Here is a 26,709-nt window from a genome sequence, read left to right on the forward strand (position 1 = left end):
ACCCCCGGTACCGGCCCCGCCGCGGCACCGCGTACGGTCCAGCCCACCCCACCCCGAGGGAGTCCCAGGGAGGACACATGAGCGACGCCACCGAAGCCGTCGTGGAGGCGGTCCGCGCCCTCGCCCCGGCCCTGCGCGAGCGGGCCGCCGCCGCGGAGGCCGCGCGACGCGTGCCCGCCGAGTCCGTCGCCGAGCTCGCCGAAACCGGCTTCTTCCGACTGCTCCAGCCCCGCGCCCACGGCGGATTCGCCGCCGACCCCGTCGTCTTCTACACCGCCGTCAAGGAGATCGCGAAGGCCTGCGGCTCCACCGGCTGGGTCGCCTCCGTCGTCGGCGTGCACCCCTGGCACGTCGCGCTCTACGACCCCAAGGCCCAGGACGAGGTCTGGGGCGCCGACCCCGACACCCGGATCTGCTCCTCGTACGCCCCCACCGGCACGGTCACCCCGGTCGAGGGCGGCTTCACCCTCAGCGGCCGCTGGCACTTCTCCTCCGGCTGCGAACACACCGACTGGGCCCTGCTCGGCGGCCTCGTCACCGACGCCGACGGACGCCCCGTCGACATGCGCACCTTCCTCGTGCCGCGCACCGACTACACCATCGACCCCGTCTGGGACACCGTCGGCCTGCGCGGCACCGGCTCCCACGACATCGTCTGCGACGGCGTGTTCGTGCCCGAGCACCGCGCCCTGAGCTTCGGCCCGGTCACCGCGCTCGACACCCCCGGCCAGCGGCTCAACCCCGAACCGCTCTACCGCCTCCCGTACGCCGCCGTCTTCACCACCACCATCTCCACCCCGGTCGTCGGCATCGCCGAGGGCGCCTGGGAGGGACACGTCGCCGCCACCCGGGAGCGCTTCCGGGTCAGTTACGGGCAGCAGGTCGCCGAGGACCCCTTCGCCCAGGTACGGATCGCCCGCGCCGCCTCCGACATCGACGCCGCCTGGCTCCAGCTCACCCGCAACATGACCGAGCTGTACCGGCGCGCCCGCGAGGGCGCCGAACTGCCCACCGAACTGCGCGCCCGCGCCCGCCGCGACCAGGTCGCCGCCACCGAACGCGCCGTGGCCGCCGTCGACCTGCTCATGGAGAACGCCGGCGGCGGCGCCATGCGCACCGGCGACAACCCCGTCCAGCGGGCCTGGCGCGACGTCCACACCGGCCGCGGCCACGCCGCCAACGACCCCGAGCGGGCCCTCGTCCTCTACGGCCAGGCCGCCCTCGGCCTCGACATCCAGGACACCATGCTGTGAGCGCGCCCAGCTACGACGACACGTCCAGGACCGCCGAGGCCGGCGGCCTCACCCTCCACTACCACGAGGCCGGACCCGCCGACGCGCCCGCCGTGATCATGCTGCACGGCGGCGGCCCCGGCGCCTCCGCCTGGTCCAACTTCGGCGGCAACCTGCCCGTCTTCGCCGCCCGCTTCCGCACCCTCCTCGTCGACCAGCCCTGCTTCGGGCGCTCCGACAAGACCGCGCCGGACCGCGACTACTTCTCCTACAGCGCCGCCGCGGTCGCCGCCCTCTTGGACGAACTCGGCATCCCGACGGCCCACTTCGTCGGCAACTCGCTCGGCGGCGGCACCGCCGCCCGGCTCGCCGTCGCCCACCCGGACAAGGTGGACCGGCTGCTCCTCATGGGCCCGGGCGGAGTCTCCGTCAACCTCTTCTCGCCCGACCCCACCGAAGGCATCAAGCGCCTCTTCGCCTTCAACTCCTCGCCCGAGCCCACCCGCGAGCAGATGCGCGACTTCCTCCTCACCATGGCGTACGACCCGGCGATCGTCACCGACGCCTTCGTCGAGGAGCGCTACACCCAGGCCGTCGACCCCGAGGCCCGGCTCGGCGCCGCCCGCATGGGCGCCGCCTTCGCCCGCTGGCCCGAGGAGAGCCAGGTCTGGCGCGAGGCCCACCGCATCACCCGGCCCACCCTGCTCACCTGGGGCCGCGAGGACCGCACCAACCCCCTCGACGGCGCCCTGCTCGCGCTGCGCACCATCCCCGACGCCCGGCTGCACGTCTTCCCGCACTGCGGGCACTGGGCGCAGACCGAGGCCGCCGCGGAGTTCAACCGCCTCGCCCTCGACTTCTTCACGAACTGAGGACCACACCATGGACATCCGCTCGCTCGGCTACCTCCGCATCGAGACCGCCGATCTCCCCGCATGGCGCCGCTACGCCCTCGACCTCCTCGGCTTCGTCGAAGGCCAGGACTCCACCGACACCACCCTGCACGCCCGCGTCGACGACCGCATCCGCCGCTTCTCCTTCGTCGCCGGCCCGGCCGACCGCCTCCTCGCGGCCGGCTTCGAACTGCCCGACGCCCGCGCCCTCGCCGAGGCCGCCGAGGAACTGGAGTCGCACGGCTTCCCGGTGAAGCAGGCCGACGAGGCCACCCTCGCCGAGCGCCGCGTCCAGGGCCTGATCCACGTCGACGACCCGGCCGGCAACCCGCTGGAGCTCTACTGGGGCCAGGCCCAGGACCACACCCCGCTCGGCACCCCGTACGGCAACCGCTTCGTCACCGGCGACCACCTCGGCCTCGGCCACGTCGTGCTGCCCGCACCCGACATGGACGCCGCCGTCGCCTTCTACCAGCACCTCCTCGGCTTCCAGCTGCGCGACCGGATGAAGCTGCCGCCCGTCGCCGTGCCCACCGGCGAACCCGGCCGCGACTTCCACTGGATGAACTTCCTCAGCCCCAACGCCCGCCACCACAGCCTCGGCCTCTACCCCGGCGCCCTGCCGCCCGGCATCGTCCACTTCATGGTCGAGACCGACTCGCTCGACGCCGTCGGCTACTGCCTGGACCGGATGAACGCCGCCGGCGTCCCCATCGCCTCCAGCCTCGGCCGGCACTCCAACGACCACATGCTCTCCTTCTACGCCCAGGCCCCCGGCGGCTTCCAGGTCGAGTACGGCTGGGACGGACTGCTCGTCGACCCGGCCACCTGGACGACGAAGGAGATCACCTCCGACAGCCTGTGGGGCCACCAGTGGAACGGCTGACCGACGTCCTCGGGCACTTCGCCACCGGAGTCGCGGTCGTGGCCGCGCGGACCGCCGGAAGCGGGCGGCCGGCGGCACTGACCGTCCGGTCCTTCGCCTCCCTCTCCCTCGACCCGCCGCTCGTCCTCTTCTGCGTCCCGCGCACCTCCACCGCCTGGCCGGAGGTCGAGCGCGCCGGCCGGTTCGGCGTCTCGGTGCTCGCCGAGGAACACCAGGCCCTCGCCGCCGGCGGCGACCCGCTCGCGGACGCCGACCGGACCGCCGGACCCGACGGCGCCTGCCACGTCCCCGGGGCGCTCGCGACCCTCGACTGCGCGGTGCACGCCGTCCACGAGGCGGGCGACCACCTCGTCGTCACGGCCCGCGTCCTCGGCCTCGACGCCCGCCCGGACGGCCTGCCCCTGCTCTCCTACCGCAGCGACTACACGACGGGAGTGTTCCCGTGACCCGGACGCCCACCTACGACGTCGTGGTCGTCGGCTCCGGCGCCGCCGGGTTCGCCGCCGCGCTCACCGCCCGGCTGCGCGGTCTCACCGTCCTCGTCGTCGAGAAGACCGACCGCTACGGCGGCTCCACCGCCCTGTCCGGCGGGGCGATCTGGGTGCCCGGCAACCAGCTCCTCGACGCGGCCGGGCTCGGCGACACCCACGAGAAGGCCCGCGCCTACCTCGACGCCACCGTCGGCGACCGGGTCCCGGCCGCCCGCACCGAGGCCTATCTGCGCCACGGACCGCGCATGGTCCGGGAGTTCCACGAGCGCACCCTGGTCCGCTTCCGCCACACCCCCGGCTACCCCGACTACTTCCCCGAAGCGCTCGGCGGCATGGCCCAGGGCCGCTCGATCGAGCCGGAGATCTTCGACCTGAAGCGGCTGGGCCCGCTCGCGGCCGGCCTGCGCCGGGCCGGACTGCCCACCTACGGGCTGACCATGACCTCGTACGACTTCCGCTTCCTCAACATGGTCGCCCGCACCTGGGCGGGGCGGCGGGCCGCCCTCCGGGTCGGGCTCCGTGCGGTCGGCGCCCGGCTCACGGGGCGCACCCTGCTGTCCCTCGGCGAGGCGCTGGTCGCCCGGATGCGGCTCTCCCTGCACGAACTCGGCGGCGACCTGTGGCTCTCCGCGCCGCTCGCCGGACTGCTCACGGCGGACGACGGCCGGGTGACCGGTGTCCGGCTCGCCGACGGACGGACCGTGCGCGCCCGGCGCGGGGTCGTCCTCGCCTCCGGCGGCTTCTCGCACGCCCAGGACCTGCGCGAGAAGCACCTCCCGGCACCCACCTCGACCGCCTGGACGCACGCCTCCGAAGGGCAGACCGGGGACGCGCTGCGGCTCGGCGAGGAGCTCGGCGCGGCGACCGACCTGCTGGACCGGGTGTGGGGCGCGCCGTCGGTGTGCCCGCCGGGCGAGCGCCCCTTCTTCCTCGTCGCCGACCGGGGCATCCCGGGGATGGTGATCGTGAACGCGGCGGGGGAGCGGTACGCGAACGAGGCCGCGCCGTACCACGCCTTCGTGGACCGGATGTACGCGTGCGACCGGCCCGGCGCGACGACCGTGCCGTCCTGGCTGGTCCTCGACGCCCGCTCCAAGGCCCGTTACCTCTTCGCCGGCCTCTTCCCCGGACAGCCCTTCCCGAAGCGCTGGGACGGCTTCGTCCGCCGGGCCGGGACGGTCGAGGAACTGGCCCGCGCGATCGAGGCGCCGCGGCTCCCGGCGACCGTCGCCCGCTTCAACGCCTTCGCCGAGCGGGGCGTCGACGAGGACTTCGGCCGCGGCGACTCCGTCTACGACCGCTACTACGGCGACCCGACCCTCCCCAACCCCAACCTGGCCCCGCTGGAGAAGGGCCCGTTCTACGCGATCCCCGTCCACCCCGGCGACATCGGCACCAAGGGCGGCCTGGTGACGGACGCCGACGCCCGGGTCCTGCGCGAGGACGGCGCCGCCGTCCCCGGCCTGTACGCGGCGGGCAACTGCTCGGCCGCCGTGATGGGCGAGACCTACCCGGGCCCCGGCGCGACGATCGGCCCGGCGATGGCCTTCGCGTGGGCGGCGGTCAACACGATGGCCGAGGGCGCCGCTTCCTAGGGCGTGTCGTCGAACTCCCGCCTGCCCGCGACGCCATGCACGCCCTACGACGTGCCCGTCCGGACCGGCCGGCTCCGCGCCCTCCCGCCCGGTCCGAAGGTCCCCCCCACCTCCTGGGCCGTCGTCGAACTCCCGCCTGCCCCGCCCTCCGGGCGACGACGGGAGTTCGACGACAGGACTAGCGGCACCGCGGCGTCGTCCACTCCAGCCGGGTCCTGATCCGCGGATCCGCGATGTGCTCCAGGGCGGCCAGGGCCGTCTCGCGGGCCGGGTCGTCGGGAGCGGCGTCCGCGAGGATGCGGGCCAGCACCTCGACGGCCCGGGGATCCTGACGGATCGCCAGGCCGCGGGCCGCCTCGGCGGCCGTCTCCGGGTCCGGGTCGCCGAGCCGGGCGGCCAGCGCCTCACGGACCGACGGGGTGTCGTCGGGCAGCTCGCCGAGGGCGAGCGCCGCCCAGTCCCGCACCCGCGCGTCGGTGTCCCGGCTGAGGGCCACGAGCACGCGGACCGCCTCCGCGTGCCCGGCCGGTACGAGGCCGGCGAGCGCCGCGGCCACCTGCTGCCGCACCCGCGCCACGGGATGCGCGGCGAGCCCGAGCAGCTCGCCCACGGCGCTCGCGTCCCCGCACCGCCCGAGCGCGTCGGCGACGGACAGTGCGGGCTCACGGGCCCCCACCCGCTCCGCGAGCCCCGCCGGGTCCGCCGTGGCGCACTCCGACGCCAGGCGGCGCAGGATCGGCACCGCGCGAGACCTCCCCTCCGGGAGGGCGCCCAGGACGTGGGCGCCGAGGGCGCGGCGCAGGGGTTCCGGGTGGGCGCACCAGGCGGCGGCGGTGGCGGACACGGTCTCGTCGGCGCGGTCCACGAGGGCCGCGACGGCCGTGGTCCAGTCGTCCTGTTCGGGGTCGCCGCAGCGCAGCGCCCGCCCGGCCAGCTCCTCCGGCGGGACGCGGATCCCGAGAGCGCCCTCCAGGAGGGTGGCGATCGCGGCGTGCCCGGTCTGGCGTTCGTCGCCGCGGCTCGGGGCGCCGTTCTCGCGGAGCAGCTCGACGACCACGGTGACGCCGCCGTCCTCGGGGACGCGCCGCACCACCGCCTCGTACGTCTCCGCGACGCCGCCGCTCTCGACGAGCCCGCGCCGCAGCACGCCCGCCATGTCGACGCCGATCCACCGCCGGGCCTCGTCGAGCGCCTCCTCGTGGTGCCCCGCGCCGTGGTCGAGCAGGACCCGGACGAGGGAGGCCGAGCCGCGCCGGGCGGCGGCGACGAGCGGCGGGAGCCCGTCGGGGCCCGGCCGGTCGGGCGCCGCGCCCGCCTCGAGCAGCGCCCGCGCCACCCCGGTGTGGCCGAGTCGCACCGCCCAGGCCAGGGCGGTGAACCCGTAGGCCTCCTCCTGGTCCGGCTCCGCGCCGGCCGCGAGCAGCGCCCGTACGACCTCGGTGTGGCCGCCGCACGCGGCCCCGCACAGCGGCAGGTCGCCGTCGTCCGCACCGCTCGGCCGCGCGGGGTCCGCACCCGCCGCGAGCAGCACGCGGACCGCCACCGGGCGGTTCCCGACGGCGGCCCGGTACAGCGGTGTCTCCCCGTCGTCCCGTCCCTCCGGGTCGGCCCCCTCCCGCAGGGCCCGGACCACCCCGTCGTCGTCCTCGTCCACCAGCGCGTCGAACAGCTTGCTCATGCGCCGACCCTCACCCGGAGCGCCCGAACGGCGCAAACCCATTCCGCGCGGGGAGTTACGGCGCGCAGTCCAGGACCGTCCGGCACACCCCGCACCGCGCCTTCACCCGGCGCTCCCGTGCCACCCGCAGCCGCTGTCCGCAGACCGGGCAGGGGAAGACGCCGTCGCCGGTGGCGCGGGCGCGGCGGCGGGCGGCCCAGCCGGCGCCGGCGAGCGGCGGGCGGCGCCAGTCGCGGGCGGCCTCGGCCCGGCCCCGTACCCAGGCCTCGTAGGCCACCGCGCTGGTGAACCACGGCGAGGGGTCCTCGTCGAAGACCTCGGCCCGCTTGGCCAGCACGTAGCCGAACTCCTCCGGCGTCAGATAGCCGAGCTTCTGGTGGGAGACGCCGTCCTGCCGGAAGGCGTCGAGGAGCAGCCAGCCCGCGCCGAGGTAGGTGGTGACGACGTCGGTGAGGATCTCGTTCCGGGCCGTCGTGGGGAAGGCGAGGCCGAGGCGGTGCAGCAGCACGTGGGTGATCTCGTGCGCGAGGGCCGCGCCGATGTCGCGCCGGTGGGTGCGGAAGCGGTCGTTCAGCTCGACGAAGTACTCGGGGCCCGCGGACAGCTCGACGCTCGCCGCGTGCTCCATCGTCCGGAAGCCCACCACCATCCGGGCGTCCGGCAGCCGCAGGTGCCGGACGAGGGCGCGGGCCGCCCGCTGGGCGCCGAGGTGGAGCCCTCCGTCGGCGTCGTCGACGACCACGTCCCCCGCCGGGACGCTCGTCCCGTAGCGCCGTACGCCGTCCGGGGAAAGGCGCCGGTAGAGCGCGGCGATCGAGGCACGGACCGTGTCGAGGTGCGGGAACCCGTGGATCACCGGGGAGACTTCATCGCTGTGCGACACGTACGGCACGCCGGACCACCCCCTGCCGTCCAGGGTACGGGCGGTCTCCCGCCGCTCCCAGGACGTCCCCCATATGGCCGAAAAGGCCTTCTTGTGACGCCTGTTGGGCGCTGTTCATAATCCCGACACGTCTTGACGGGCACATGCCATCAAGATCAACCCCCCATGAAAGAAGGCAGTCCTATGCAGAAGAACAGACTCGTTCGTGCCCTGCAGAAACTCGCCGCCGCCGGCGCCGTCGTTCTCGCGGCCGTCAGCCTCCAGCCCACCACCGCCTCCGCCGCGCCCGCACCGGTCGTCGGCGGCACCCGCGCCGCCCAGGGGGAGTTCCCCTGGATGGTCAGGCTCTCCATGGGCTGCGGCGGCTCCCTGATCACCCCTCAGGTCGTCCTCACCGCCGCGCACTGCGTGAGCGGCTCCGGCGCCAACACCGGCATCACCGCCACCGCCGGAGTCGTCGACCTCCAGTCGAGCAGCGCCATCAAGGTCAGGTCCACCAAGGTCTACCAGGCCCCCGGCTACAACGGACAGGGCAAGGACTGGGCCCTCATCAAGCTCGCCTCGCCCATCACCGGCCTGCCGAACCTGAAGATCGCCGAGACCACCGCGTACAACAGCGGCACCTTCACCGTGGCCGGCTGGGGCGCCACCCGCGAGGGCGGCGGCCAGCAGCGGTACCTGCGCAAGGCCACCGTCCCGTTCGTCTCGGACGCCGCCTGCCAGTCCGCGTACGGCAGCTCCCTCGTCCCGAGCGAGGAGATCTGCGCCGGCTTCGACCAGGGCGGCGTCGACACCTGCCAGGGCGACTCCGGCGGCCCCATGTTCCGCAAGGACGACAGCGGTGCCTGGATCCAGGTCGGCATCGTGAGCTGGGGCGAGGGCTGCGCCCGCGCCGGCTACCCCGGCGTCTACACCGAGGTCTCGACCTTCGCCGCCGCGATCAAGAGCGCGGCGGCCACGCTGTAACGGCGACCGGCGTACGGGTGCCCGGGCCGGACGGCTCCGGGCACCCCCCGTTCAGGCGAGCTCGACCGGTCCCCCCGGCCCGCCCGCCAGCTCCAGGAGCCACACCTCGTTCGCGCCCTCCCGCAGCACCGGGCCCGGCACGAACAGCGACTCCTGCGGGCCCGCGCTCCAGTAGCGCCCCAGGCAGAAGCCGTTGACCCACACGAAGCCGCGGGTCCATCCCGGCAGCCGCAGGGCCGCGTCCCCCGGCGACCCGACCGCCACCGAGCCCCGGTAGAGCCCCGGCCCGGCGCCCTCCGGCACGGGACCGCACGGCACCTTCGCCACCGCCGCCGCCTCGAACGCGTCGAGCCGCAGGCCCCGCGCCCGCACCCCGTGCAGAAACTGACGCTCGTGCCGCACCCCGCCCGTCACGCCCTTCGGCTCCGCGAGCCGCGGCCCGTAGTTGACCCGGCCCAGGGACTCCACCCACAGCTCGACCACCGCCGGCCCCGCCACCGGCTCCGGAAGCTCCGCCTCCTCCGCCTCCAGCACCCCCGCGAACACCCCGTCCACGTACACCGTCGCCCGGTCCCGCAGCCCCGACACCGCCAGCGGATACGGCTGCCGCGGCCCCGGCACCTCCAGCCGGTAGCGGACCAGACCCCGGTCCACCCCCAGCTCCTCGAACGACGGCGGCAGCGGCGTGTCCGACTCCTCGTCACCGAGCGCCTCCAGGACCTCCGCCAGCGGCGCCCACTCCGCCACCACGCCCGCCACCGGCGCCCCGATCCGCGCCGGCGGCTCCGGCACCTCCGGCAGCGGCCCCTCCGCGAACTCCGCCAGCACCTCACGGAAGCGCCAGAACTTCTCCGTCGGCAGCCCCGCCTCGTCCACCGGCGCGTCGTAGTCGTACGAGGTCACCGTCGGCCGCAGCGCCCCGCCGTGCAGCCGGCCCGCCCGGTTCGCGCCCGCCCAGCCGGCGAAGCTCGTCCCGCCGTGCGCCATGTAGACGTTGACCGACGCCCCGCACTCCAGGATCTCCCGCAGCGTCGCCGCCGCGTCCGCCGCGTCCCGCCCCACGTGGTCCGCCCCCCAGTGGTCGAACCAGCCGCACCAGAACTCCATGCACATCAGCGGCCCCGTCGGCCGGTGCCGCCGCAGCACCTCGAACGCCTCCCGCGCCCCCGAGCCGAAGTTCGCCGTCGCCAGCACCCCCGGCACCGAACCGCCCGTCAGCATGTGGTCCTCCGCGCCGTCCGAGGTGAACAGCGGCACCTCCACCCCGCACGCCACCAGCAGCTCCGCCACGCGCCGCAGATACCCGGCGTCCGTGCCGTAGCTGCCGTACTCGTTCTCCACCTGCACCATCAGCACCGGACCGCCCCGCCCGACCTGCCGCTCCACGACCTGCGGCAGCAGCCGCCGGAACCAGCGGTCCACGTGCCCCAGGTACGCGGCGTCGTCCGTCCGCACCCGCCGCCCGAGCCGCCCCGTCAGCCAGTGCGGCAGCCCCCCGTTCTCCCACTCTGCGCAGATGTACGGCCCCGGGCGCACGATCGCCCACAGCCCGGCCCGCGCCACCGCGTCGAGGAACCGGCCGAGCGCCGCCACGTCCCCGTACCGGCCCGGCTCCGGCTCGTACAGATTCCACGGCACATAGGTCTCGACACAGTTGAGGCCCATCGCCCGCAGCATCCCGAGCCGGTGCTCCCACTGCTCCTCGTGCACCCGGAAGTAGTGCAGCGCCCCCGACAGCAGCCGCACCGGCCGCCCGTCGAGAAGGAAGTCCTCGTCACCCACCACGAACTGGCTGAACTCGCTCATGCGCCTCACCTTCACCCTCTGGCGGCGGACGGGTCCATGGACAAAGATCGTCGCAGTTTGGACGTTCCGATCGAGGTCAGGAAGGCGGTCGCGCCGTGTACCACACCTGGATGCGCTACTTCACGCCCGGCCCGGCCCACCACCGCCTCGGCCTGGTCTGCCTCGGCGTCGGACTCCAGCACGGCGCCCTGCCCACCGTCGGCCCCCGCACCCTCGACCACCACGTCGCCGTCCTCGTCAGCTCCGGCAGCGGCTGGTACCGCGGCACCGACGGGCGCCGCACCACCGTCACCGCCCCCGCCCTCATCTGGCTCACCCCCGGCACCCCGCACCACTACTCCGCCGACCCCGGCACCGGCTGGGACGAGTCCTTCGTCGACTTCACCGGACCCGCCACCGCCACCTACACCGAACTCGGCTACATCGAACCCGACCGGCCCGTCGTCCCCCTCGCCGACGCCGCCCCCGCCCGCGCCGTCATCGCCCGCATCGCCCGCGCCGCCCGCCCCGGCAACCCCCTCCTGGAGGTCGAGACCGGCGCCGCCGTCCACGAGCTCCTCGTCGCCCTGCGCCGCGCCCGCGCCGACACCGACGCCGACGGCGCCCCCCTCCTCGCCGCCCTCGCCCGCGACGCCTTCAGCCGCCTGTCCGTCGCCGAACACGCCGCCCGCCACGGCATGACCCCCGCCGAGCTGCGCACCGCCGTCCGCCGCACCGCGGGCTGCAGCCCCAAGGACTACCTGCTCACCGTGCGCCTCGGCCGCGCCAAGGAGCTCCTCGCCGGCACCGACCTGCCCGTCGCCGCCGTCGCCCGCCGGGTCGGCTACGACGACCCCGCCTACTTCTCCCGGCTGTTCACCCGCCGGGTCGGCGCCGCCCCCGTCCGCTTCCGCGAACAGCAGGGCAGGACCGTGCCGGGCGGCTGGAGCACCACCGTTCCGGATTCCGAACACCCGCCGACCGTCCTCACCGGATCCGGATAGGCTCGCGCATCATGAACGACAGCGATATCGACGAGTCCGTACGGGCCGAGCTGACCCGACTGCGCGAGAGCATCGACAACATCGACGCGGCGGTGGTCCACATGCTCGCCGAGCGCTTCAAATGCACCCAGCAGGTCGGTGTCCTCAAGGCGAAGCACAACCTGCCGCCCGCCGACCCCGCCCGCGAGGCCCGCCAGATCGCCCGGCTGCGCGAACTCGCCGAGAGCGCGAAACTGGACCCGGCGTTCGCGGAGAAGCTGCTGAACTTCATCATCGCGGAGGTCATCCGCCACCACGAGACGATCGCGGACGGAGCACGCTGATGGCCCGCGTCACCGTATTCACCCTGGGGGGCACCATCTCCGCGCGGGGCGGTGACGCGTCCCGCATGTCCGGCGCCGAGGTCCTCGCCGAGCTCGGCGTCGACCCCGTGGGCCCCTCGAACGTCGAGGTCGAGCTCCGCGACTTCCGGCGCGTCCCCAGCTCCTCCCTCTCCTTCGAGGACCTGGCGGCCCTCGCCGACGAGGTCGCCAGGACCGTCGCCGCCGGCTCCGGCGTGGTCGTCGTCCAGGGCACCGACACCCTGGAGGAGACCGCCTTCCTGCTCGACCTGCTGTGCACCACCGAGGAGCCGATCGTCGTCACCGGCGCCATGCGCCGCCCCGACCTGCCCGGCGCCGACGGCCCCGCCAACCTGGCCGCCGCCCTCGCCGTCGCCGCCGCCCCCGGCTGCCGCGAGCTCGGCGTCCTCGTCGTGCTCGCCGACGAGATCCACGCCGCCCGCTTCGCCCACAAGACCCACACCACCTCGATCGCCACCTTCGCCTCACCCGGCGCCGGCCCCCTCGGCTCCGTCGTGGAGGGCGAGCCGCGCCTGCTGCTCCGCCCGGCCGTCCCCACCCGGATCCACCCGCTCCGCTTCGACCCGGCCGTCCGGGTGGCCCTGCTGACCCTCTCCCTCGGCGACCGCGGCGACCTCCTCGAACACGTCACGGAGCGGCCCGAGCGATACGACGGCCTGGTCGTCGCCGCCTTCGGCGCCGGACACGTCCCCAGCTGGCTCGTCGAGCCGCTCGCCGCGCTCACCGAGCGCATGCCCGTCGTCCTCGCCTCCCGCACCGGCGCCGGCGCGACCCTCTCGCACACCTACCGGAGCCCCGGCTCCGAGTACGACCTGCTGCACCGCGGCCTCATCCCGGCCGGCCCCCTCACCCCGGTCAAGGCCCGGCTGCTGCTGCACGCCCTGCTCTCCAGCGGCGCCAAGGGACCCGCCGGCTACGACCGCCCCCGGATCTCCGCCGCCTTCGCCCACCTGGACGGCGCGGGCCTCGCCTGACGGACCCCGCGACGGACCTCCCGGGGTCTCCGACAGGCATCTCCCGGCATCTCCGCCACGGATCTCCCAGGGATCCCCGTCCGGGATCTCCCGGCGGTCTCCGCCAGGGTCCGCGGCGGACCCCTGAGGGATCTCCCGTGGATCGGGTCCTAGATCTCCCGGGGACCGCGTCCGGGATCTCCCGGGGATCTCCCGGGATCTCCTGAGCTCTGGGTGAACGCCCCTCCCCGGGCCCGACGCCATCGGGCAGCATGGCCCCATGTCCGTACTGACGCGCGACGAAGCGCAGACCCGTGCCCAGCTCCTCGACGTCCACCACTACACCGTGGACCTCGACCTCACCACCGGCGACGAGACCTTCGAGTCCACCAGCCTCATCCGGTTCACCGCCCGCGCCGCCGGGGACACCTTCGTCGAGCTCAAGCCGGACGCCCTCCACTCCGCCGTCCTCGACGGACAGCCGCTCGACACCGCGGCCCTCGACGGCAACCGGCTCCCGCTCACCCTCACCGAGGGCGAGCACACCCTCAGCCTCGCCACCACCATGCGCTACTCCCGCACCGGCGAGGGCATGCACCGCTTCACCGACCCCACCGACGGCGAGGCGTACGTCTACACCCAGCTGTTCATGGAGGACGTCCAGCGCGTCTTCGCCGCCTTCGACCAGCCCGACCTCAAGGCCGTCTTCGAGGTCACCGTCACCGCCCCCGAGGGCTGGACCGTCCTCGCCAACGGCATCACCGAGCAGCAGGCCGACGGCCGCTGGAAGGCCGCGCCCACCCCGCTGCTCTCCACCTACTTCGTCTGCGTCGCCGCCGGCCCCTGGCACTCCGTCCGCACCGAGCACGCCGGCCTGCCCTTCGGCATCCACTGCCGCCGCTCCCTCGCGCCCCACCTCGACGCCGACGCCGACGAGATCCTCGACATCACCAAGGCCTGCTACGACCGCTACCACGAGAAGTTCGACGAGCCGTACCCCTTCGACTCGTACGACCAGGCCTTCGTGCCCGAGTTCAACGCCGGCGCCATGGAGAACCCCGGACTCGTCACCTTCCGCGACGAGTTCGTCTTCCGCTCCGCCGTCACCGACACCGAGCGGATGACCCGCGCCATGGTCATCGCCCACGAGATGGCCCACATGTGGTTCGGCGACCTGGTCACCCTGCGCTGGTGGGACGACATCTGGCTCAACGAGTCCTTCGCCGAGTACATGGGCTTCCAGACCGTCAACGAGGCCTGCGCCGACCGCTTCGCCGACACCTGGATCGACTTCGGCGTCACCCGCAAGTCCTGGGGCTACGAGGCCGACCAGCGGCCCTCCACCCACCCCGTCGCCCCCGACCCGGACGCCGTCCCCGACACCGCCTCCGCCCTGCTCAACTTCGACGGCATCTCCTACGCCAAGGGCGCCTCCGCGCTGCGGCAGCTCGTCGCCTGGATGGGCGAGAAGGACTTCCTCGCCGGCATCAACATCCACTTCAAGCGCCACAGGTTCGGCAACGCCACCCTCGCCGACTTCATCGACAACCTCGCCGCAGCCACCGACCGCGACGTCCACGGCTGGGCCGAGCAGTGGCTGCGCACCACCGGGGTCGACACCCTCACCCCGCGCCTGGAAGGCGAGGGCCAGCACTGGCGGCTCACCGTCGACCGCGCCGGCAGCCGTCCGCACCGCCTCGCCGTCGGCGTCTACGACCGCGGCGCCGCCGGCGACCTCGTGCTCCGCGAGCGCCCGTGGGTCGACGTCCCGCAGGAGACGCCGCTCGACCTGAACGGCCCGCGCCCCGCCCTCGTCGTCCTCAACGACGGCGACCTCACGTACGCCAAGATGCGCTTCGACGAGGTGTCGGAGGAGACCGCCCTGCGCGGCCTCTCCCGCATCCCCGACGCCCTCACCCGGGCCGTCGTGTGGAACGCGCTGCGCGACATGGTCCGCGACGGCGAACTGGAGCCCGCCGCCTACCTGGAGACCGCCCTCGCCCACCTCCCCGAGGAGACCGACCTCGCCCTCGTCCAGGGCGTCCTCGGCTTCGCCCGCACGCAGATCGCCGACCGTTACGTCACCGAGGCCGACCGCCCCGCCGCCCTCGCCACGATCTGCGAGATCGCCCGCGCCCTGATGCGCCGCACCGAGGACGGCGACGCGCCCGGCCTGCGCCTCACCGCCGTGCGCACCTACATCGACAGCGCCACCACCCCGGACAAGATCGCCTCCTGGCTCGCCGACGGCACCGTCCACGGCGGCCCCGAACTCGACCCGGAACTGCGCTGGCGCATCCTCGCCCGCCTCGCCGTCCTCGGCGCCACCGACGAGGCCGCCATCGCCGCCGAGCTCGACCGCGACCCGAGCGCCACCGGCCAGGAAGGCGCGGCCCGCTGCCGCGCGGCCCTGCCGACGGCGGAGGCCAAGGAGGCCGCCTGGGCGGCCATGTTCGCCACCGACGACCTGTCCAACTACCTCTTCACAGCCACCGCCCAGGGCTTCTGGAAGCCCGAACAGGCCGAGCTGGTACGGGACTACGTGGCCCGCTTCTACCCCGACGCCGTCGCCATGGCCGGACGCCGCAGCCCCGCCATGGCCGAGGCGGCCGGCCGCTTCGCCTTCCCGGCGTACGCGGTCGACGCCGAGTCCCTGGCCCTGGGCGAACGCCACCTCGCGGAGGACGACATGATCCCGGCCCTCCACCGCAAGCTGGTCGACCAGCTGGACGACCTGCGCCGCGCCCTGCGCGTACGGGGCGAAGGCTGACCCGCCGGACTCCGCCTACACGGGACCCGACGCCCAGTCCCAGCCGGTGAGCGCCGCGTGCAGAAGACGCGCGGCGCCCGCCGGACACCCGTCCGCGCTCCGGAGCAGGGTGAGGGTGCGCCGGCAGTCCGGCGCCTCGACCGGGATCCAGGCGACCGGCGCGCGGGTGGCGCTGCGCCGGGCCATGTCCGGGATGAGGCCGATGCCGAGCCCCGCCGCGACCAGGATCGCGGTGGCGCTCGGCTCGTCGCCCTGACAGACGATCCTCGGCGGGCCCAGGCCGTTGCCGACGAAGAGCCGGTCGAGGAGCCGCCGCTGCCAGTGCCCCCGGCGGGTGGTGACGAAGGGCTCGTCGGCCAGCTCGGCCACCGACACCGAGGAGCGGCCCGCCAGGGGGTGGCCGAGCGGGGTGACCACCCACACCGCCTCGTCGAGCAGTTCCACCGCCTCGAGCCCCTCCCCGCCCACCGGCTGCGAGGCGACGCACAGGTCGACCTCCCGGGCACGGAGCCGGCGGGCCATCTCCCCGGCGGCCATCTGGTGCAGCTCGACCTCGACGGCGGGATGGGCCCGCTTGAACGCCCCGAGCGGTCCGGTCAGCGTCAGGAAGGTCTCCGACGCGAGCCGTACGGTGCCGAAGCCCTCGCCCGAGGCCTCGGCGACGGCCCGGCGGCCCGCGTCCAGCTCACCGAGGCAGCGCTCCGCATGCCGGAGGAAGACCCGCCCCGCGTCGTTCAGCCGCATCCGGCCGCCGCGGTCGAAGAGCGGCGTGCCCAGGTCGCCCTCCAGGCGGGCGATGGTGCGGCTCAACGAGGGCTGCGCCACCCGGAGTTCCTCCGCCGCGCGGCTGAGGTGCTCCAGGCGTGCCACCACGACGAACTGCCGGAGCGCGTGGAGATCCATCATGTCCCCCCGGGTATGACGCCATAGCGATATTGATCTTGGACAGGCTAGCGCCCACAGCCCTAGCGTCGAAGGCGTTCACCCACCGACGACAAGGGGGAGAGGCGCCTCATGCTGAGGAGCGTATGGCGGGCCGTCGTCACCGCGCACGTGGTCGCGATACTCGGCCAACCGGTGTTCGCCGGCGTCTATCTGAGCGGCGACTTCGACGGACTCGGCCTGCACGGGACGGGCGCCGACGTCGTCACGTCCCTGTGCCTGGTCCAGCTGGTCGTCGCCGTCGTGCTGTGGGTGCGACTGCGCCGCTCCTGGCCGTTCCTGGTCACCGTGGGCCTGACGGTCGCCGAGTCGGTCCAGTACCTGGCCGGCCTGTCCGGCGCACTGTGGCTGCACGTCCCCCTGGGCGTGTTCACCGTCGTCGCCGCCGTCCTGCTCTTCGTCGCGGTCTGGGCCCGGCCCCTCGCACGACGGGAGACCGCCGATGCCTGAGGGGATGACACGACGACAGGTCCTCGCCGTCGGCGGAGCGCTCGGCGCACTGGCGGCCGGCGGACTGACCGCCGCGGCCGGGCTGTCCCGCCGCCCGGCCGTCACCGGCGCCGAACTGCGCAGCGCCGTACCCCTGCCGCCTCCGTTCACCACACCGCTGCCGCTCCCCACCGTCCTCCGGCCGGTGGCGACCACCGGCGGCACCGACCGCTACGAGATCGTCCAGCGCGAGACGACCGCGGAGATCCTGCCCGGCGTCGCCACGCGCCTGTGGACGTACGGAGGCACCTTCCCCGGCCCGACGATCGAGTCGCGCCGCGGCCGGCCGGTCACCGTGACGCACCGCAACGAACTGCCCGTACCGACCGTCGTCCACCTGCACGGCGGACGGACACCGGCGGAGTCGGACGGCTACCCCACGGACCTGGTCACCCCGAAGGACTGGCCCGCGCCCGGAACCCACGGCGCCCCTCACACGATGCACGACCCGCGAGCCGTGCGCACCGCGCTGACCCGGGACTACACCTTCCCGCTCGACCAGCGGCCGGCACTGCTCTGGTACCACGACCACCGCATGGACTTCACCGCTCCCGCGATCTGGCGGGGCCTCGCCGGGCTGCACATCGTCCGCGACGACGCCGAGGAGGCGCTCGGCCTGCCCGCCGGGCCGCGCGAACTGCCCCTGATGATCACCGACCGGGCGTTCGCCGCCGACGGCAGCCTCGACTACCCGTCCCTCGACCCCACCCTCCGCAGCCACCCGGGCGTCCACGAGCCGTACCTCGCCGGAGTCCTCGGCGACGTCGTCCTCGTCAACGGCGCCCCCTGGCCGGTGCACGAGGTCGACGCGGCCCGCTACCGCCTGCGCGTCCTGAACGCCTCGAACGCCCGCCACTACGACCTCGCCCTCGTCGACGGCGACGGCCGCGGCCTCCCCCTGGTACAGATCGGCTCCGACCAGGGCCTGCTGGCCGCACCGGTCACCCACGGCAGCCTGCCGGTCGCGCCCGCCGAACGCTACGACCTCGTCGTCGACTTCGCGCACGCACCCGTCGGCGGCCTCGTCCGCCTCGTCAACCGCCTGGGCACCGGCCACACCCGCGACGTGATGGCCTTCCGCGTCGCCCGCAAGGCCCCCGACCCCAGCCGCGTGCCCGGCACCCTCTCCACCGACCTGCCCACCTGGCGCCGCCAGGACGCCGTCCACGTCCGGGACTTCGGCTTCCGCGCCGGCCGCACGGGCGAGGACGGCGGCCACGGCTGGCTGATCGGCGGCCGGCCCTTCGACCCGGCCCGCCCCGACGTACGGGTCCGCCTGGGCGACGTCGAACTCTGGCGCCTGGTCGCCGACGTCCACCACCCGGTCCACCTCCACCTGACCGGCTTCCGCATCCTCTCCCGAGGCGGCAGGCCCCCGCTGCCCCACGACGCCGGCCTGAAGGACACCGTCTCGCTGCGCCCCGGCGAATCCGCCGAACTCCTCACCCGCTGGGACGGCTACCGCGGCCGCTACCTCTTCCACTGCCACAACGCCGAACACGAGGACATGGGCATGATGGCCAACCTGGAGGTCGTCTGACACCGGCCGCGCCGCCGGGTCGCGGGCAGCCGTCCCGCTGACCCCGGCCGCGCCGCCGGGTCGCGCGCCGCCATCCGGGCCGCCGGGGTCCCCCTGTTCGGGAAGTCGTCCCCGACCCCGCCGAAGTGCCCGGCGTGGCCCGCCCCCGCCCCCACCCGACAGCCCGGGGGAGGCCCACGTCGGGCCCCACCCGACAGCCCAGGGGAGGGGGCACCCCGAGCCCCACCCCAGAGCCCGGGGACGAGGCACGAACCGACCACCGGACCGCACCGCTCCGGCAACCCCCTGTCCCTCGTTCGGGTCACATCGCGACCCTCTTCGGACACACCACCAAAAACCCCGGCACGCTGTCGTCCATGCGTGCCGCACCCCTCGCCGGAGGCGCCCCCGGCCCCGAAGCCCTCCGCCCGCTCCTCGACACCGTCCTCGACGCCCTCCGCACCGGAGCACAGGACCGCGGCGGCCCCCTCCCGGCCGGCGGCCCCGACGCCGTCGCGCACCGCCTGCGCGAGGCACTCGCCGGCCCCGCGCTCCCGGACACCGGAACCGGCCCCGACGAGGCACTCCGCACCCTCGTCCACGCCCTCACCGCCGGCGCCGCCGACCCCGCGCACCCGCTGTGCGCCGCGCACCTGCACACCCCGCCCCTCGCCCTCGCCGCCGCCGCCGACCTCGCCGCGTCCGTGCTCAACCCGTCCCTGGACTCCTGGGACCAGGCGCCCGCCGCCTCCGCGCTCGAAGCCCTGGTGTCCGCCGCCCTCGCGACCGAGGTGTTCCCGGCGGCAGCCGCCGCCGACGCCCTCGTCACCACCGGCGGCACCGAGTCCAACCAGCTCGCCCTGCTCCTCGCCCGCGAACGCCACGGCTCCGTACAGACCGTCGTCGGGGCCAACGCCCACCACTCCTTCCACCGCGCCGCCTGGCTCCTCGGACTGCCCGAGCCGGTCGTCGTACCCGCCCCCAACGGCACCATCGACCTCGTCGCGCTCGACGAGGCCCTCACCGACCTCGCCGGCCGGCACCCCCTCCTCGTCGCCGCGACCGCCGGCACCACCGACGCCGGCCTCGTCGACCCGCTCCCCGAGATCGCCGAACTGTGCGCGGCACACGGCGGAACGGAACTCCACGTCGACGCGGCCTACGGCGGCCCCGTCCTGTTCAGCGACACCCACCGCCCGCTCCTCGCCGGACTCGACCGGGCCCGCACGGTCACCGTCGACCTGCACAAACTGGGCTGGCAGCCGGCCGCCGCCGGACTCCTCGCCGTACGGGACGCCGCCGACCTCGCCGTCCTCGGGCACACCGCCGACTACCTGAACGCGGACGACGACACCGAGGCCGGACTCCCCGACCTCCTCGGACGCTCCCTGCGCACCACCCGCCGCCCCGACGTCCTCAAGACCGCCGTCACCCTGCGCGCCCTCGGCCGCGCCGGCCTCGGCACCCTCGTCGACGCCTGCATGGAGCGGGCGGAGCAGCTGGCCGACCTCGTCGAGAAGGCCCCGGGCCTCGAGCTCTACGCCCGGCCCACCCTCACCACCGTCCTCTTCCGGCCCGACGACGCCGACGACACCACCGTCGCGGACATCCGCCGCACCCTCATCACCGAAGGCCGCGCCGTCCTCGGCCGGGCCGCGGCCGACGGCCGGCTCTGGCTCAAGGCCACCCTCCTCAACCCCCACGCCACCCCCGACGACCTGGCAGAGATCATCACCCTCGTGGAAGGCGGCATCGACCGATGACCGGCAGCACCCCCCAGCACGACCTCGACCGCCCGTACGACCTGGTGGGCGTCGGCATCGGCCCCTTCAACCTCTCCCTCGCCGCGCTCGGCCACGGCGTCCCCGGCGGCCTCGCGACCGCCTTCTACGAGCAGCGCCCGGCCTTCCACTGGCACCCGGGCCTCCTCATCGAAGGCGCCACCCTCCAGGTCCCCTTCCTCGCCGACCTGGTCACCCTCGCCGATCCCGCCAGCCCCTGGACCTTCCTCAACTACCTCCGCTCCCGCGACCGCCTCTTCCCCTTCTACTTCGCGGAGAAGTTCCACATCCAGCGCGCCGAGTACGACGCCTACTGCCGCTGGGTCAGCGAACGGCTCCCCGGACTGCACTTCGCCCACCAGGTCGACTCCGTCCGCTGGAACCCCGAACGACGCCTGTTCGAAGTCGACTTCACCCAGCTGGACGCCGACGGCGAGGCCGAGGCCCTGGGCCGCTCCTACACCCGCAACGTCGTCCTGGGCGTCGGCACCGAGCCCTACGTCCCCGAGCCGCTGCGGCCGCTCGCCGAGGCCCCCGGCGTGCCCGTGATCCACTCCGCGGACTACCTCGCCCACCGCGAGACCCTCCTCGCCGCCGAACACGTCACCGTCATCGGCTCCGGCCAGTCCGGCGCCGAGATCTTCCTCGACCTGCTGCGCGCCCGCCCGGCCGGCCGCGAGGGAATCCACTGGCTGGCCCGAACCGAGGCCTTCGCCCCCATGGAGTACTCCAAGCTGGGCCTGGAGCACTTCACCCCCGACTACACCCGCTACTTCCACGCCCTGCCCGAACACATCAGAGGCGAACTCGTCCCCCGCCAATGGCAGCTGCACAAGGGCATCGACACCGACACCATCGCCGCCATCCACGACGAGCTCTACCGCCGCACCCTGCACGGCGGCTGGCCGGACGCCGTCCTCACCCCCGGCGTCCGGGTCCGCACCGCCGGCCGGGTCGCCACCACCAAGGTCGAGCTCCACCTGGAGCACACCCAGCAGAACAGCCGCTCCCGGCTCACCACCGACGCCGTCGTCCTCGCCACCGGCTACCGCGAGCGCCCGGTCGACCGGATGCTCGCCGGCCTCGACCCCTATCTGCGGCACGACTCCGCGGGCCGGGCCCGGATCGACAGCGCCTACCGGCTGGTCCTCGACGACTCGGTGACCGGCTCCGTCTACGTGCAGAACGCCGAGAAGCACACCCACGGCGTCGGCGCCCCCGACCTCGGCCTCGCCGCCTGGCGCAGCGCCGTCATCCTCAACTCGGTCACCGGCAAGGAGCCCTACCCCCTGCCCCGCCGCACCGCCTTCACCACCTTCGGCCTGGACGCGCGAGAGGCGCCGAGCATCCCGGCCCAGGGCCAGAAGCTGACGCCTCTCGTACAGCAGTAGCGAACGGGCCCTAGAAGACCGGCACGCCGTCCCGCGTCAGCTTCCAGTCCACCGAGGCGAACGCCGCCGGGTCGACCGTCCCCTTCGCCTTCACCCACTGGATGATGGTGTTGCGGATCTCGTCCGAGTTCGCCCACAGCTGCTGCGCCTTGGCCACGTGCGGGAACGCGCCGCCGCCGCTCGCGCGGTAGTTGTTCACGGCCAGCACGAACTGCGCGGCCGGGTCCAGCGGCCTGCCCTGGAAGGACAGGTTCGCGATCCGCTGCCCGACCGGCCTGGCGATGTCGATGTCGTACGACAGGCCCGACACGGCGTCGTAGTTGTAGTCCGGGGTGCTCTCCGCGTTGGTGAGCTTCGCGGTGTCGACGGGCGCGCCCGCCGGGGTCTGGACGTAGTACTTCGCCGAGTACTCCAGGTAGTCCTTGAGCTGGGCGCCCGTCATCAGACGGGCCTCCAGGGTGTTCTCGAAGGGGTAGAGCCCGGCGGCGTCCTTGATGGAGATCGCACCGGCCGGGATGCGGGCCGTGCGGGAGAAGCAGGAGGCCTGCGACAGCACCGGCAGGTTCGCGTACGGGCCGGCCGCGAGGGCGGCCCGCACCGTCTCGGCCTGGACGACGTTGATCAGGTCGATGATCGGCTCGTCCTTCCACGGCGCGTCGGCCGTGGTCATGGCGGTGGTGGAGGTGCCGATGACCTGGTTGACGTACTCCACGACCTTCTTGTGCTCGTCCGCGAGCAGCCCGGTGATCTCGGGGTCCTCGGCCACCGTGTTGGAGTTGAGGACCTGGGCGCCGACCTTCTCGACGACCCAGCGGCCCTTCTCCCACACCAGCTTGAAGTCGAAGAGCGTGAGGCGCTGGCCCCACTTCAGCGGCTCGGACAGGACGACGTCCTTGCCCGTCTGCTTGTTCCTGACCTTGTACTCGGGGATCTCCGTGTGGGCGTGGCCCACCAGGATCGCGTCGATGCCCGGGACCTGCTCGGCGACCAGCCCGGCCGCGTTCTCGATGTACGGCAGCTGGTCACCGTACGAGGAGGTGCCGCTGGAGCCCGAGTGCGCGGAGACGATCACCACGTCGGCGCCCATGGAGCGCAGCTTCGGCACCCACTTCGCCGCCTGCTCCTCCAGGCCCGGGAACACCATCTTGCCCGTGACGTTGGCCTTGTCCCAGATGGCGATGCCCGGGTTGGTCAGACCGAGCACGGCGACCTTCACGTCCCGGCCGTGCGGGGTGCGCAGACAGTGGAGGCTGAACGGCGGGAAGGCCGGGCGCAGGGTCTTCGCGTCGAGCGCGTTGGCGCCGAGCAGCGGGAAGTCGCACTGCTCCTGGAACTTCCGCAGCACCGGGATGCCGTAGTTGAACTCGTGGTTGCCGAGCGCGGCGGCGTCGTAGCCGATGGCGTTCATGGCCTGGGCCATGGGGTGCACGGGCCCGCCGGTCTGGGTGATCGGGTCGACCTTGGCGTAGTAGTAGGAGAGCTGGGTGCCCTGGATGGTGTCACCGGCGTCGATGAGCAGGGTGTTGCCCTCGCCCTTCTCGGCGCGCACCTGGTTCACCAGGGTGGAGATCTTCGCGAGGCCGACGTCGTTGTGGGCCTTGTCGTCGAACTCCCTGTCGGTGAAGTAGTCCCAGTTGAAGACGTTCCCGTGCAGGTCGGTGGTGCCCATCACGGTGAACGCGTACCGCTTCCGCGGGTGCGGACGGCCGGCGCCGACGGTCTCCTCGGCGGCCTCGGCGGCCTCGGCGGGCGCCGTGACGGCCCCGGCCAGGGCCACACCGGCCCCGGCGGCGGCCGAGCGCTCCAGGAACGTCCTGCGGTTCAGCGGCATGAGTGTTTCTCCCCTTTTGTTCTGTGGCGCAGGCGCCGACGGGTGGCGCACAACGCGCGTAGATTCTGGCTCAGACCGCGCGGTCGCAACAGACCTTTCGAGTTACGGAGTGGGAAAGTGTTCGGTATGACGCAACAGCACCCCACCGCCGAGGCCCCCCAGGTGACGGTCCGCGGCGAGGGCCGCCTGGAAGTCGAACCCGAGCTCGCCCGGATCGGGGTCTCCGTCCGCGCCCGGGGCACCGACCGGGCCACCGTCCTGGCCGCCCTGACGAGCCGTAACGCCGAGGCGATCACCCTCGTGAAGTCCTACGGCGAAGCCGTCGCCACACTGGAGACCGGCACCCTGTCCGTCACCCCCGAACCCGCCCGGCACGGCCGCGGCGAGCGCGTACGCGGCTACCAGGGCTGGGTGCACCTCTCCGCCGAACTGACCGACTTCACCGCCCTCGGCGAACTCGTCACCCGCCTCGCCGACCTGGAGTGGACCCGGGTCGACGGCCCCTGGTGGGCCCTGCGCCCCGACTCCCCCCAGCACGCGGAAGCCCGCCGACAGGCCGTGCGCGACGCGGTCCGGCGGGCCCGCGAGTACGCCGAGGCACTCGGCACCTCCCTCGTCGCACTGCTCGAACTCTCCGACACCGGACTCGCCCCCGGGATGCCGGCGCCGGCCGGCGGCATGCGGATGGCCTTCGCGGCCGAGACCGTGGACGCGCCCGCTCCGCTCGAGCTGGAACCCCAGCGTCAGACGGTCACCGCGGAGGTCGCGGCACGGTTCACCATGGCCCCGCCCGCACTCTGAGACGAACGCCTTTTCGCCCCGAAATCCGCTCATCGGAGCAACCCGGCGCACAAATTCAATACTTGTCAACAACCTTTCACCGAAAGGTTGTTGAGTCGTCATGCCCGGCCCCTTCGCTACCCACTGGTAAGGCCTAGGCTCGCCTCATGCGCCGAGCAAAAATCGTCTGTACCCTTGGGCCCGCCACCGAAACATACGACCAGATCAAGGCGTTGATCGAGGCCGGAATGGACGTGGCCCGCCTCAACCTCAGCCACGGCGGCTACGTCGACCACGAGGTGCGCTACCAGCACGTTCGCAAGGCCGCGGAAGAGACCGGCCGCAGCATCGGCATCCTCGCCGACCTTCAAGGCCCGAAGATCCGCCTCGGCCGATTCCGCGAGGGCCCCGTACTCCTTGAACGCGGCGACACCTTCACCATCACCGTCGAACCCGTCGAAGGCGACCGCCACCACTGCGGCACCACCTACGCCGGCCTCGCCGACGACGTCACCGCCGGCGAACGCATCCTCGTCGACGACGGCCGCGTCACCCTCGAAGTCACCTCCGTCGACGGACCCCGGGTCCACACCCGCGTCCTCGAAGGCGGCCTGGTCTCCGACAACAAGGGCCTCAACCTCCCCGGAGTCGCCGTCTCCGTCCCCGCCCTCTCCGAGAAGGACGTCGACGACCTGCGCTGGGCCCTGCGCACCGGCGCCGACGTCATCGCCCTCTCCTTCGTCCGCAGCGGCCGCGACGTCGAGGACGTCCACCGCATCATGGACGAGGAAGGCCGCCGGATCCCCGTCATCGCCAAGATCGAGAAGCCCCAGGCCGTCGAGAACATCGAGGACATCGTCGCCGCCTTCGACGGCATCATGGTCGCCCGCGGCGACCTCGGCGTCGAAATGCCCCTGGAACAGGTCCCCATCGTCCAGAAGCGCGCCGTCAAGCTCGCCAAGCGCAACGCCAAGCCCGTCATCGTCGCCACCCAGATGCTCGACTCGATGATCGACAACTCCCGGCCCACCCGCGCCGAGGCCAGCGACGTCGCGAACGCCGTCATCGACGGCACCGACGCCGTGATGCTCTCCGGCGAGACCAGCGTCGGCAAATACCCCATCGAGACCGTGCGCACCATGAGCCGCATCGTCGAGGCCGCGGAAGAGGACATCCTCGCCAAGGGCCTCCCGCCCCTCACCGAACACAACAAGCCCCGCACCCAGGGCGGAGCCGTCGCCCGCGCCGCCGCCGAGATCGGCGACTTCCTCGGCGCCCGGTTCCTCGTCGCCTTCACCCAGTCCGGCGACACCGTCAAACGCCTCTCCCGCTACCGCTCCCCGATCCCCCTCCTGGCCTTCACCCCCGACCCGGCGACCCGCTCCCAGCTCAACCTCACCTGGGGCGTCGAGACCTTCCTCGGCCCACACGTCGACTCGACCGACGCGATGGTCGCCCAGGTGGACGAAGAACTGCTCCGCATCGGCCGCTGCCGGAAGGGCGACATCGTGGTCATCACCGCCGGCTCCCCGCCGGGCGTCGCGGGCTCGACGAACATGGTGCGGGTCCACCACATCGGGGATCCGGTGTCCAACTGAGGTTCAGTACTTGGGGCCGACGTGGGCGTCCATGAGCGCGACGGAGGCTTTCCGGGCGACGGAGATGTTGTACGGATCGCCGCCTCGCGCGAGAGTCGTCCACTCGACGCCGACGCTACGGAGCGCGTCGCAGAAGAGCTTCCTGATGTCGTCGGACTTGTTGGTGAAGAAGTACCGCGGGTATTCGTAGCGCTTTCGCTCACCGCCGACGAGGCGCGTCGTCCAGTTGGTGATGCGGCAGCCGTCGGAGTGGACGAGCCCGCGGATGAACGCCCAGGGGTGGGCGTCGACGATCTCCTGCTGCCACGGTTCGAGAGCGATGCGCCGCTCGTGCTTCCTGCCGGGGCCGTGCTGGGGGAAGAGGCAGGTGAGGTGCTTGGAGTGCACCTTGAGGTCGTGGCAACCGACCTTCTGGACCCAGCCGACCGAGTTGTCCGGAAACACGGCGCGTAAGGCCGCCACGGCCTCGTGCTGCACACCGGGCCAGGCGTCGTCGAGAGTGATCCGAAGGCTCGGGGTTCGGTGCTGCGGGGGCTGGCTGATGCAGCCGTCGCCGAGGTAGAGCCCGAGGAGGTAGGCGTACGAATCCGCCGAGTCCGGCGAGCCTGGCGCGGAACGGCACCGTACGCAGGGCGCGAAGCGGAGGGAAATGCCGGGACGAGGGTAGAGACGCGTCTGCCAGCTCCGGATGGCGGCGCGGGATATCCCAGTCTGCTTGCTGACGGAGTTGAGACTTCGACCTTGGGCGACGAGAGAGAGTGCCCGCTGGCGTGTTCCGATGTCGTACACACGCCCGAGCGTGGCTGATGCGCCGGAGCGAAGTGTGTGAATCGGTGGGGTTCATGCGTGTGAGTGACAATCACTCCCCACGCTACGGACC

22 protein-coding genes are annotated in these 26,709 nt (G+C 73.5%); 16 read left to right on the forward strand and 6 right to left on the reverse strand.

Translation table 11 applies throughout. The features are described 5' to 3' along the window. Positions 1–77: 77 nt before the first annotated feature. From hsaA to ACIGXE_RS04825, 5 genes are read left to right on the forward strand one after another with little or no spacing between them, the layout of a single operon-like run. Positions 78–1,253, forward strand: coding sequence for a 3-hydroxy-9,10-secoandrosta-1,3,5(10)-triene-9,17-dione monooxygenase oxygenase subunit (gene hsaA, locus ACIGXE_RS04805; RefSeq protein ID WP_399743027.1), 1,176 nt, complete (start codon positions 78–80; stop codon positions 1,251–1,253). Then, positions 1,250–2,104, forward strand: coding sequence for a 4,5:9,10-diseco-3-hydroxy-5,9,17-trioxoandrosta-1(10),2-diene-4-oate hydrolase (gene hsaD, locus ACIGXE_RS04810; protein WP_399743030.1), 855 nt, complete (start codon positions 1,250–1,252; stop codon positions 2,102–2,104). Before hsaA ends, hsaD begins: the two co-directional genes overlap by 4 nt. 10 nt (positions 2,105–2,114) lie before the next feature. Next, complete coding sequence (locus ACIGXE_RS04815) at positions 2,115–3,011, forward strand: VOC family protein (protein ID WP_399743032.1); 897 nt, start codon at positions 2,115–2,117, stop codon at positions 3,009–3,011. Continuing rightward, positions 2,999–3,457: a flavin reductase family protein gene (locus ACIGXE_RS04820; protein ID WP_399743035.1), complete on the forward strand. Its 459-nt coding sequence runs from the start codon at positions 2,999–3,001 to the stop codon at positions 3,455–3,457. Before ACIGXE_RS04815 ends, ACIGXE_RS04820 begins: the two co-directional genes overlap by 13 nt. Next, the gene (locus ACIGXE_RS04825) at positions 3,454–5,097 is read left to right on the forward strand and encodes an FAD-dependent oxidoreductase (RefSeq protein ID WP_399743038.1); all 1,644 of its coding nucleotides are present in this window, start codon (positions 3,454–3,456) and stop codon (positions 5,095–5,097) included. The genes ACIGXE_RS04820 and ACIGXE_RS04825 overlap by 4 nt, the downstream gene beginning before the upstream one ends. A 178-nt stretch (positions 5,098–5,275) precedes the next feature. Here ACIGXE_RS04825 and ACIGXE_RS04830 read toward each other — a convergent pair whose 3' ends face one another. Together ACIGXE_RS04830 and ACIGXE_RS04835 are read right to left on the reverse strand one after the other, a co-directional pair. After that, positions 5,276–6,775: an ankyrin repeat domain-containing protein gene (locus tag ACIGXE_RS04830; RefSeq protein ID WP_399743040.1), complete on the reverse strand. Its 1,500-nt coding sequence runs from the start codon at positions 6,773–6,775 to the stop codon at positions 5,276–5,278. A 55-nt stretch (positions 6,776–6,830) separates the two neighbouring features. Then, complete coding sequence (locus ACIGXE_RS04835) at positions 6,831–7,658, reverse strand: hypothetical protein (protein WP_399743779.1); 828 nt, start codon at positions 7,656–7,658, stop codon at positions 6,831–6,833. Positions 7,659–7,841: 183 nt separating this feature from the next. Here ACIGXE_RS04835 and ACIGXE_RS04840 point away from each other — a divergent pair, with 183 nt between their 5' ends. Then, positions 7,842–8,624 (forward strand): S1 family peptidase, encoded by a 783-nt coding sequence (locus tag ACIGXE_RS04840; protein ID WP_399743043.1) that lies wholly within the window; start codon positions 7,842–7,844, stop codon positions 8,622–8,624. 51 nt (positions 8,625–8,675) lie between these two features. Here the strand turns inward: ACIGXE_RS04840 and ACIGXE_RS04845 are convergent, their stop codons facing one another. Beyond that, positions 8,676–10,430 carry a beta-galactosidase family protein gene (locus tag ACIGXE_RS04845; RefSeq protein ID WP_399743046.1) on the reverse strand — a complete coding sequence of 585 codons (1,755 nt, stop codon included), beginning with the start codon at positions 10,428–10,430 and terminating at the stop codon, positions 8,676–8,678. A gap of 95 nt (positions 10,431–10,525) precedes the next feature. Here ACIGXE_RS04845 and ACIGXE_RS04850 point away from each other — a divergent pair, with 95 nt between their 5' ends. The 4 genes from ACIGXE_RS04850 to pepN all read left to right on the forward strand — a co-directional run bounded on the left by ACIGXE_RS04850 (position 10,526) and on the right by pepN (position 15,498). Continuing rightward, positions 10,526–11,413, forward strand: a complete 888-nt coding sequence (locus ACIGXE_RS04850; protein WP_399743049.1) for a helix-turn-helix domain-containing protein — start codon at positions 10,526–10,528, stop codon at positions 11,411–11,413. Between the two features lie 11 nt (positions 11,414–11,424). Continuing rightward, the gene (locus tag ACIGXE_RS04855; RefSeq protein ID WP_399743052.1) at positions 11,425–11,736 is read left to right on the forward strand and encodes a chorismate mutase; all 312 of its coding nucleotides are present in this window, start codon (positions 11,425–11,427) and stop codon (positions 11,734–11,736) included. Continuing rightward, positions 11,736–12,749, forward strand: a complete 1,014-nt coding sequence (locus ACIGXE_RS04860; protein ID WP_399743054.1) for an asparaginase — start codon at positions 11,736–11,738, stop codon at positions 12,747–12,749. The genes ACIGXE_RS04855 and ACIGXE_RS04860 overlap by 1 nt, the downstream gene beginning before the upstream one ends. A gap of 259 nt (positions 12,750–13,008) precedes the next feature. Continuing rightward, positions 13,009–15,498, forward strand: a complete 2,490-nt coding sequence (pepN, locus tag ACIGXE_RS04865; RefSeq protein ID WP_399743057.1) for an aminopeptidase N — start codon at positions 13,009–13,011, stop codon at positions 15,496–15,498. A 15-nt stretch (positions 15,499–15,513) separates the two neighbouring features. Here the strand turns inward: pepN and ACIGXE_RS04870 are convergent, their stop codons facing one another. After that, positions 15,514–16,404: a LysR family transcriptional regulator gene (locus ACIGXE_RS04870; RefSeq protein ID WP_399743059.1), complete on the reverse strand. Its 891-nt coding sequence runs from the start codon at positions 16,402–16,404 to the stop codon at positions 15,514–15,516. Between the two features lie 108 nt (positions 16,405–16,512). On the opposite strand from ACIGXE_RS04870, the gene ACIGXE_RS04875 reads away from it, so the two are divergent. The 4 genes from ACIGXE_RS04875 to ACIGXE_RS04890 all read left to right on the forward strand — a co-directional run bounded on the left by ACIGXE_RS04875 (position 16,513) and on the right by ACIGXE_RS04890 (position 21,620). Continuing rightward, positions 16,513–16,890: a hypothetical protein gene (locus ACIGXE_RS04875; RefSeq protein WP_399743062.1), complete on the forward strand. Its 378-nt coding sequence runs from the start codon at positions 16,513–16,515 to the stop codon at positions 16,888–16,890. A gap of 4 nt (positions 16,891–16,894) precedes the next feature. Continuing rightward, positions 16,895–18,469, forward strand: a complete 1,575-nt coding sequence (locus ACIGXE_RS04880; RefSeq protein ID WP_399743064.1) for a multicopper oxidase family protein — start codon at positions 16,895–16,897, stop codon at positions 18,467–18,469. Between the two features lie 356 nt (positions 18,470–18,825). Then, positions 18,826–20,211 carry a pyridoxal phosphate-dependent decarboxylase family protein gene (locus ACIGXE_RS04885; RefSeq protein ID WP_399743067.1) on the forward strand — a complete coding sequence of 462 codons (1,386 nt, stop codon included), beginning with the start codon at positions 18,826–18,828 and terminating at the stop codon, positions 20,209–20,211. Then, complete coding sequence (locus ACIGXE_RS04890) at positions 20,208–21,620, forward strand: lysine N(6)-hydroxylase/L-ornithine N(5)-oxygenase family protein (RefSeq protein ID WP_399743070.1); 1,413 nt, start codon at positions 20,208–20,210, stop codon at positions 21,618–21,620. The genes ACIGXE_RS04885 and ACIGXE_RS04890 overlap by 4 nt, the downstream gene beginning before the upstream one ends. Before the next feature lie 10 nt (positions 21,621–21,630). Here ACIGXE_RS04890 and ACIGXE_RS04895 read toward each other — a convergent pair whose 3' ends face one another. After that, a complete protein-coding gene (locus tag ACIGXE_RS04895; protein WP_399743073.1) occupies positions 21,631–23,451 on the reverse strand; it encodes a bifunctional metallophosphatase/5'-nucleotidase in 1,821 nt (606 codons plus the stop codon). Between the two features lie 126 nt (positions 23,452–23,577). Here ACIGXE_RS04895 and ACIGXE_RS04900 point away from each other — a divergent pair, with 126 nt between their 5' ends. Further along, positions 23,578–24,252: an SIMPL domain-containing protein gene (locus tag ACIGXE_RS04900; protein ID WP_399743075.1), complete on the forward strand. Its 675-nt coding sequence runs from the start codon at positions 23,578–23,580 to the stop codon at positions 24,250–24,252. Positions 24,253–24,398: 146 nt separating this feature from the next. Next, positions 24,399–25,829 carry a pyruvate kinase gene (gene pyk, locus ACIGXE_RS04905; protein WP_399743078.1) on the forward strand — a complete coding sequence of 477 codons (1,431 nt, stop codon included), beginning with the start codon at positions 24,399–24,401 and terminating at the stop codon, positions 25,827–25,829. A 3-nt stretch (positions 25,830–25,832) separates the two neighbouring features. On the opposite strand, the gene ACIGXE_RS04910 is transcribed toward pyk, so the two are convergent. Further along, a complete protein-coding gene (locus tag ACIGXE_RS04910; protein ID WP_399743080.1) occupies positions 25,833–26,618 on the reverse strand; it encodes a transcriptional regulator in 786 nt (261 codons plus the stop codon). Between the last annotated feature and the right edge of the window lie 91 nt (positions 26,619–26,709).

It is taken from the genome of Streptomyces sp. NPDC053431 (assembly GCF_044544925.1).
Taxonomy (GTDB): domain Bacteria; phylum Actinomycetota; class Actinomycetes; order Streptomycetales; family Streptomycetaceae; genus Streptomyces.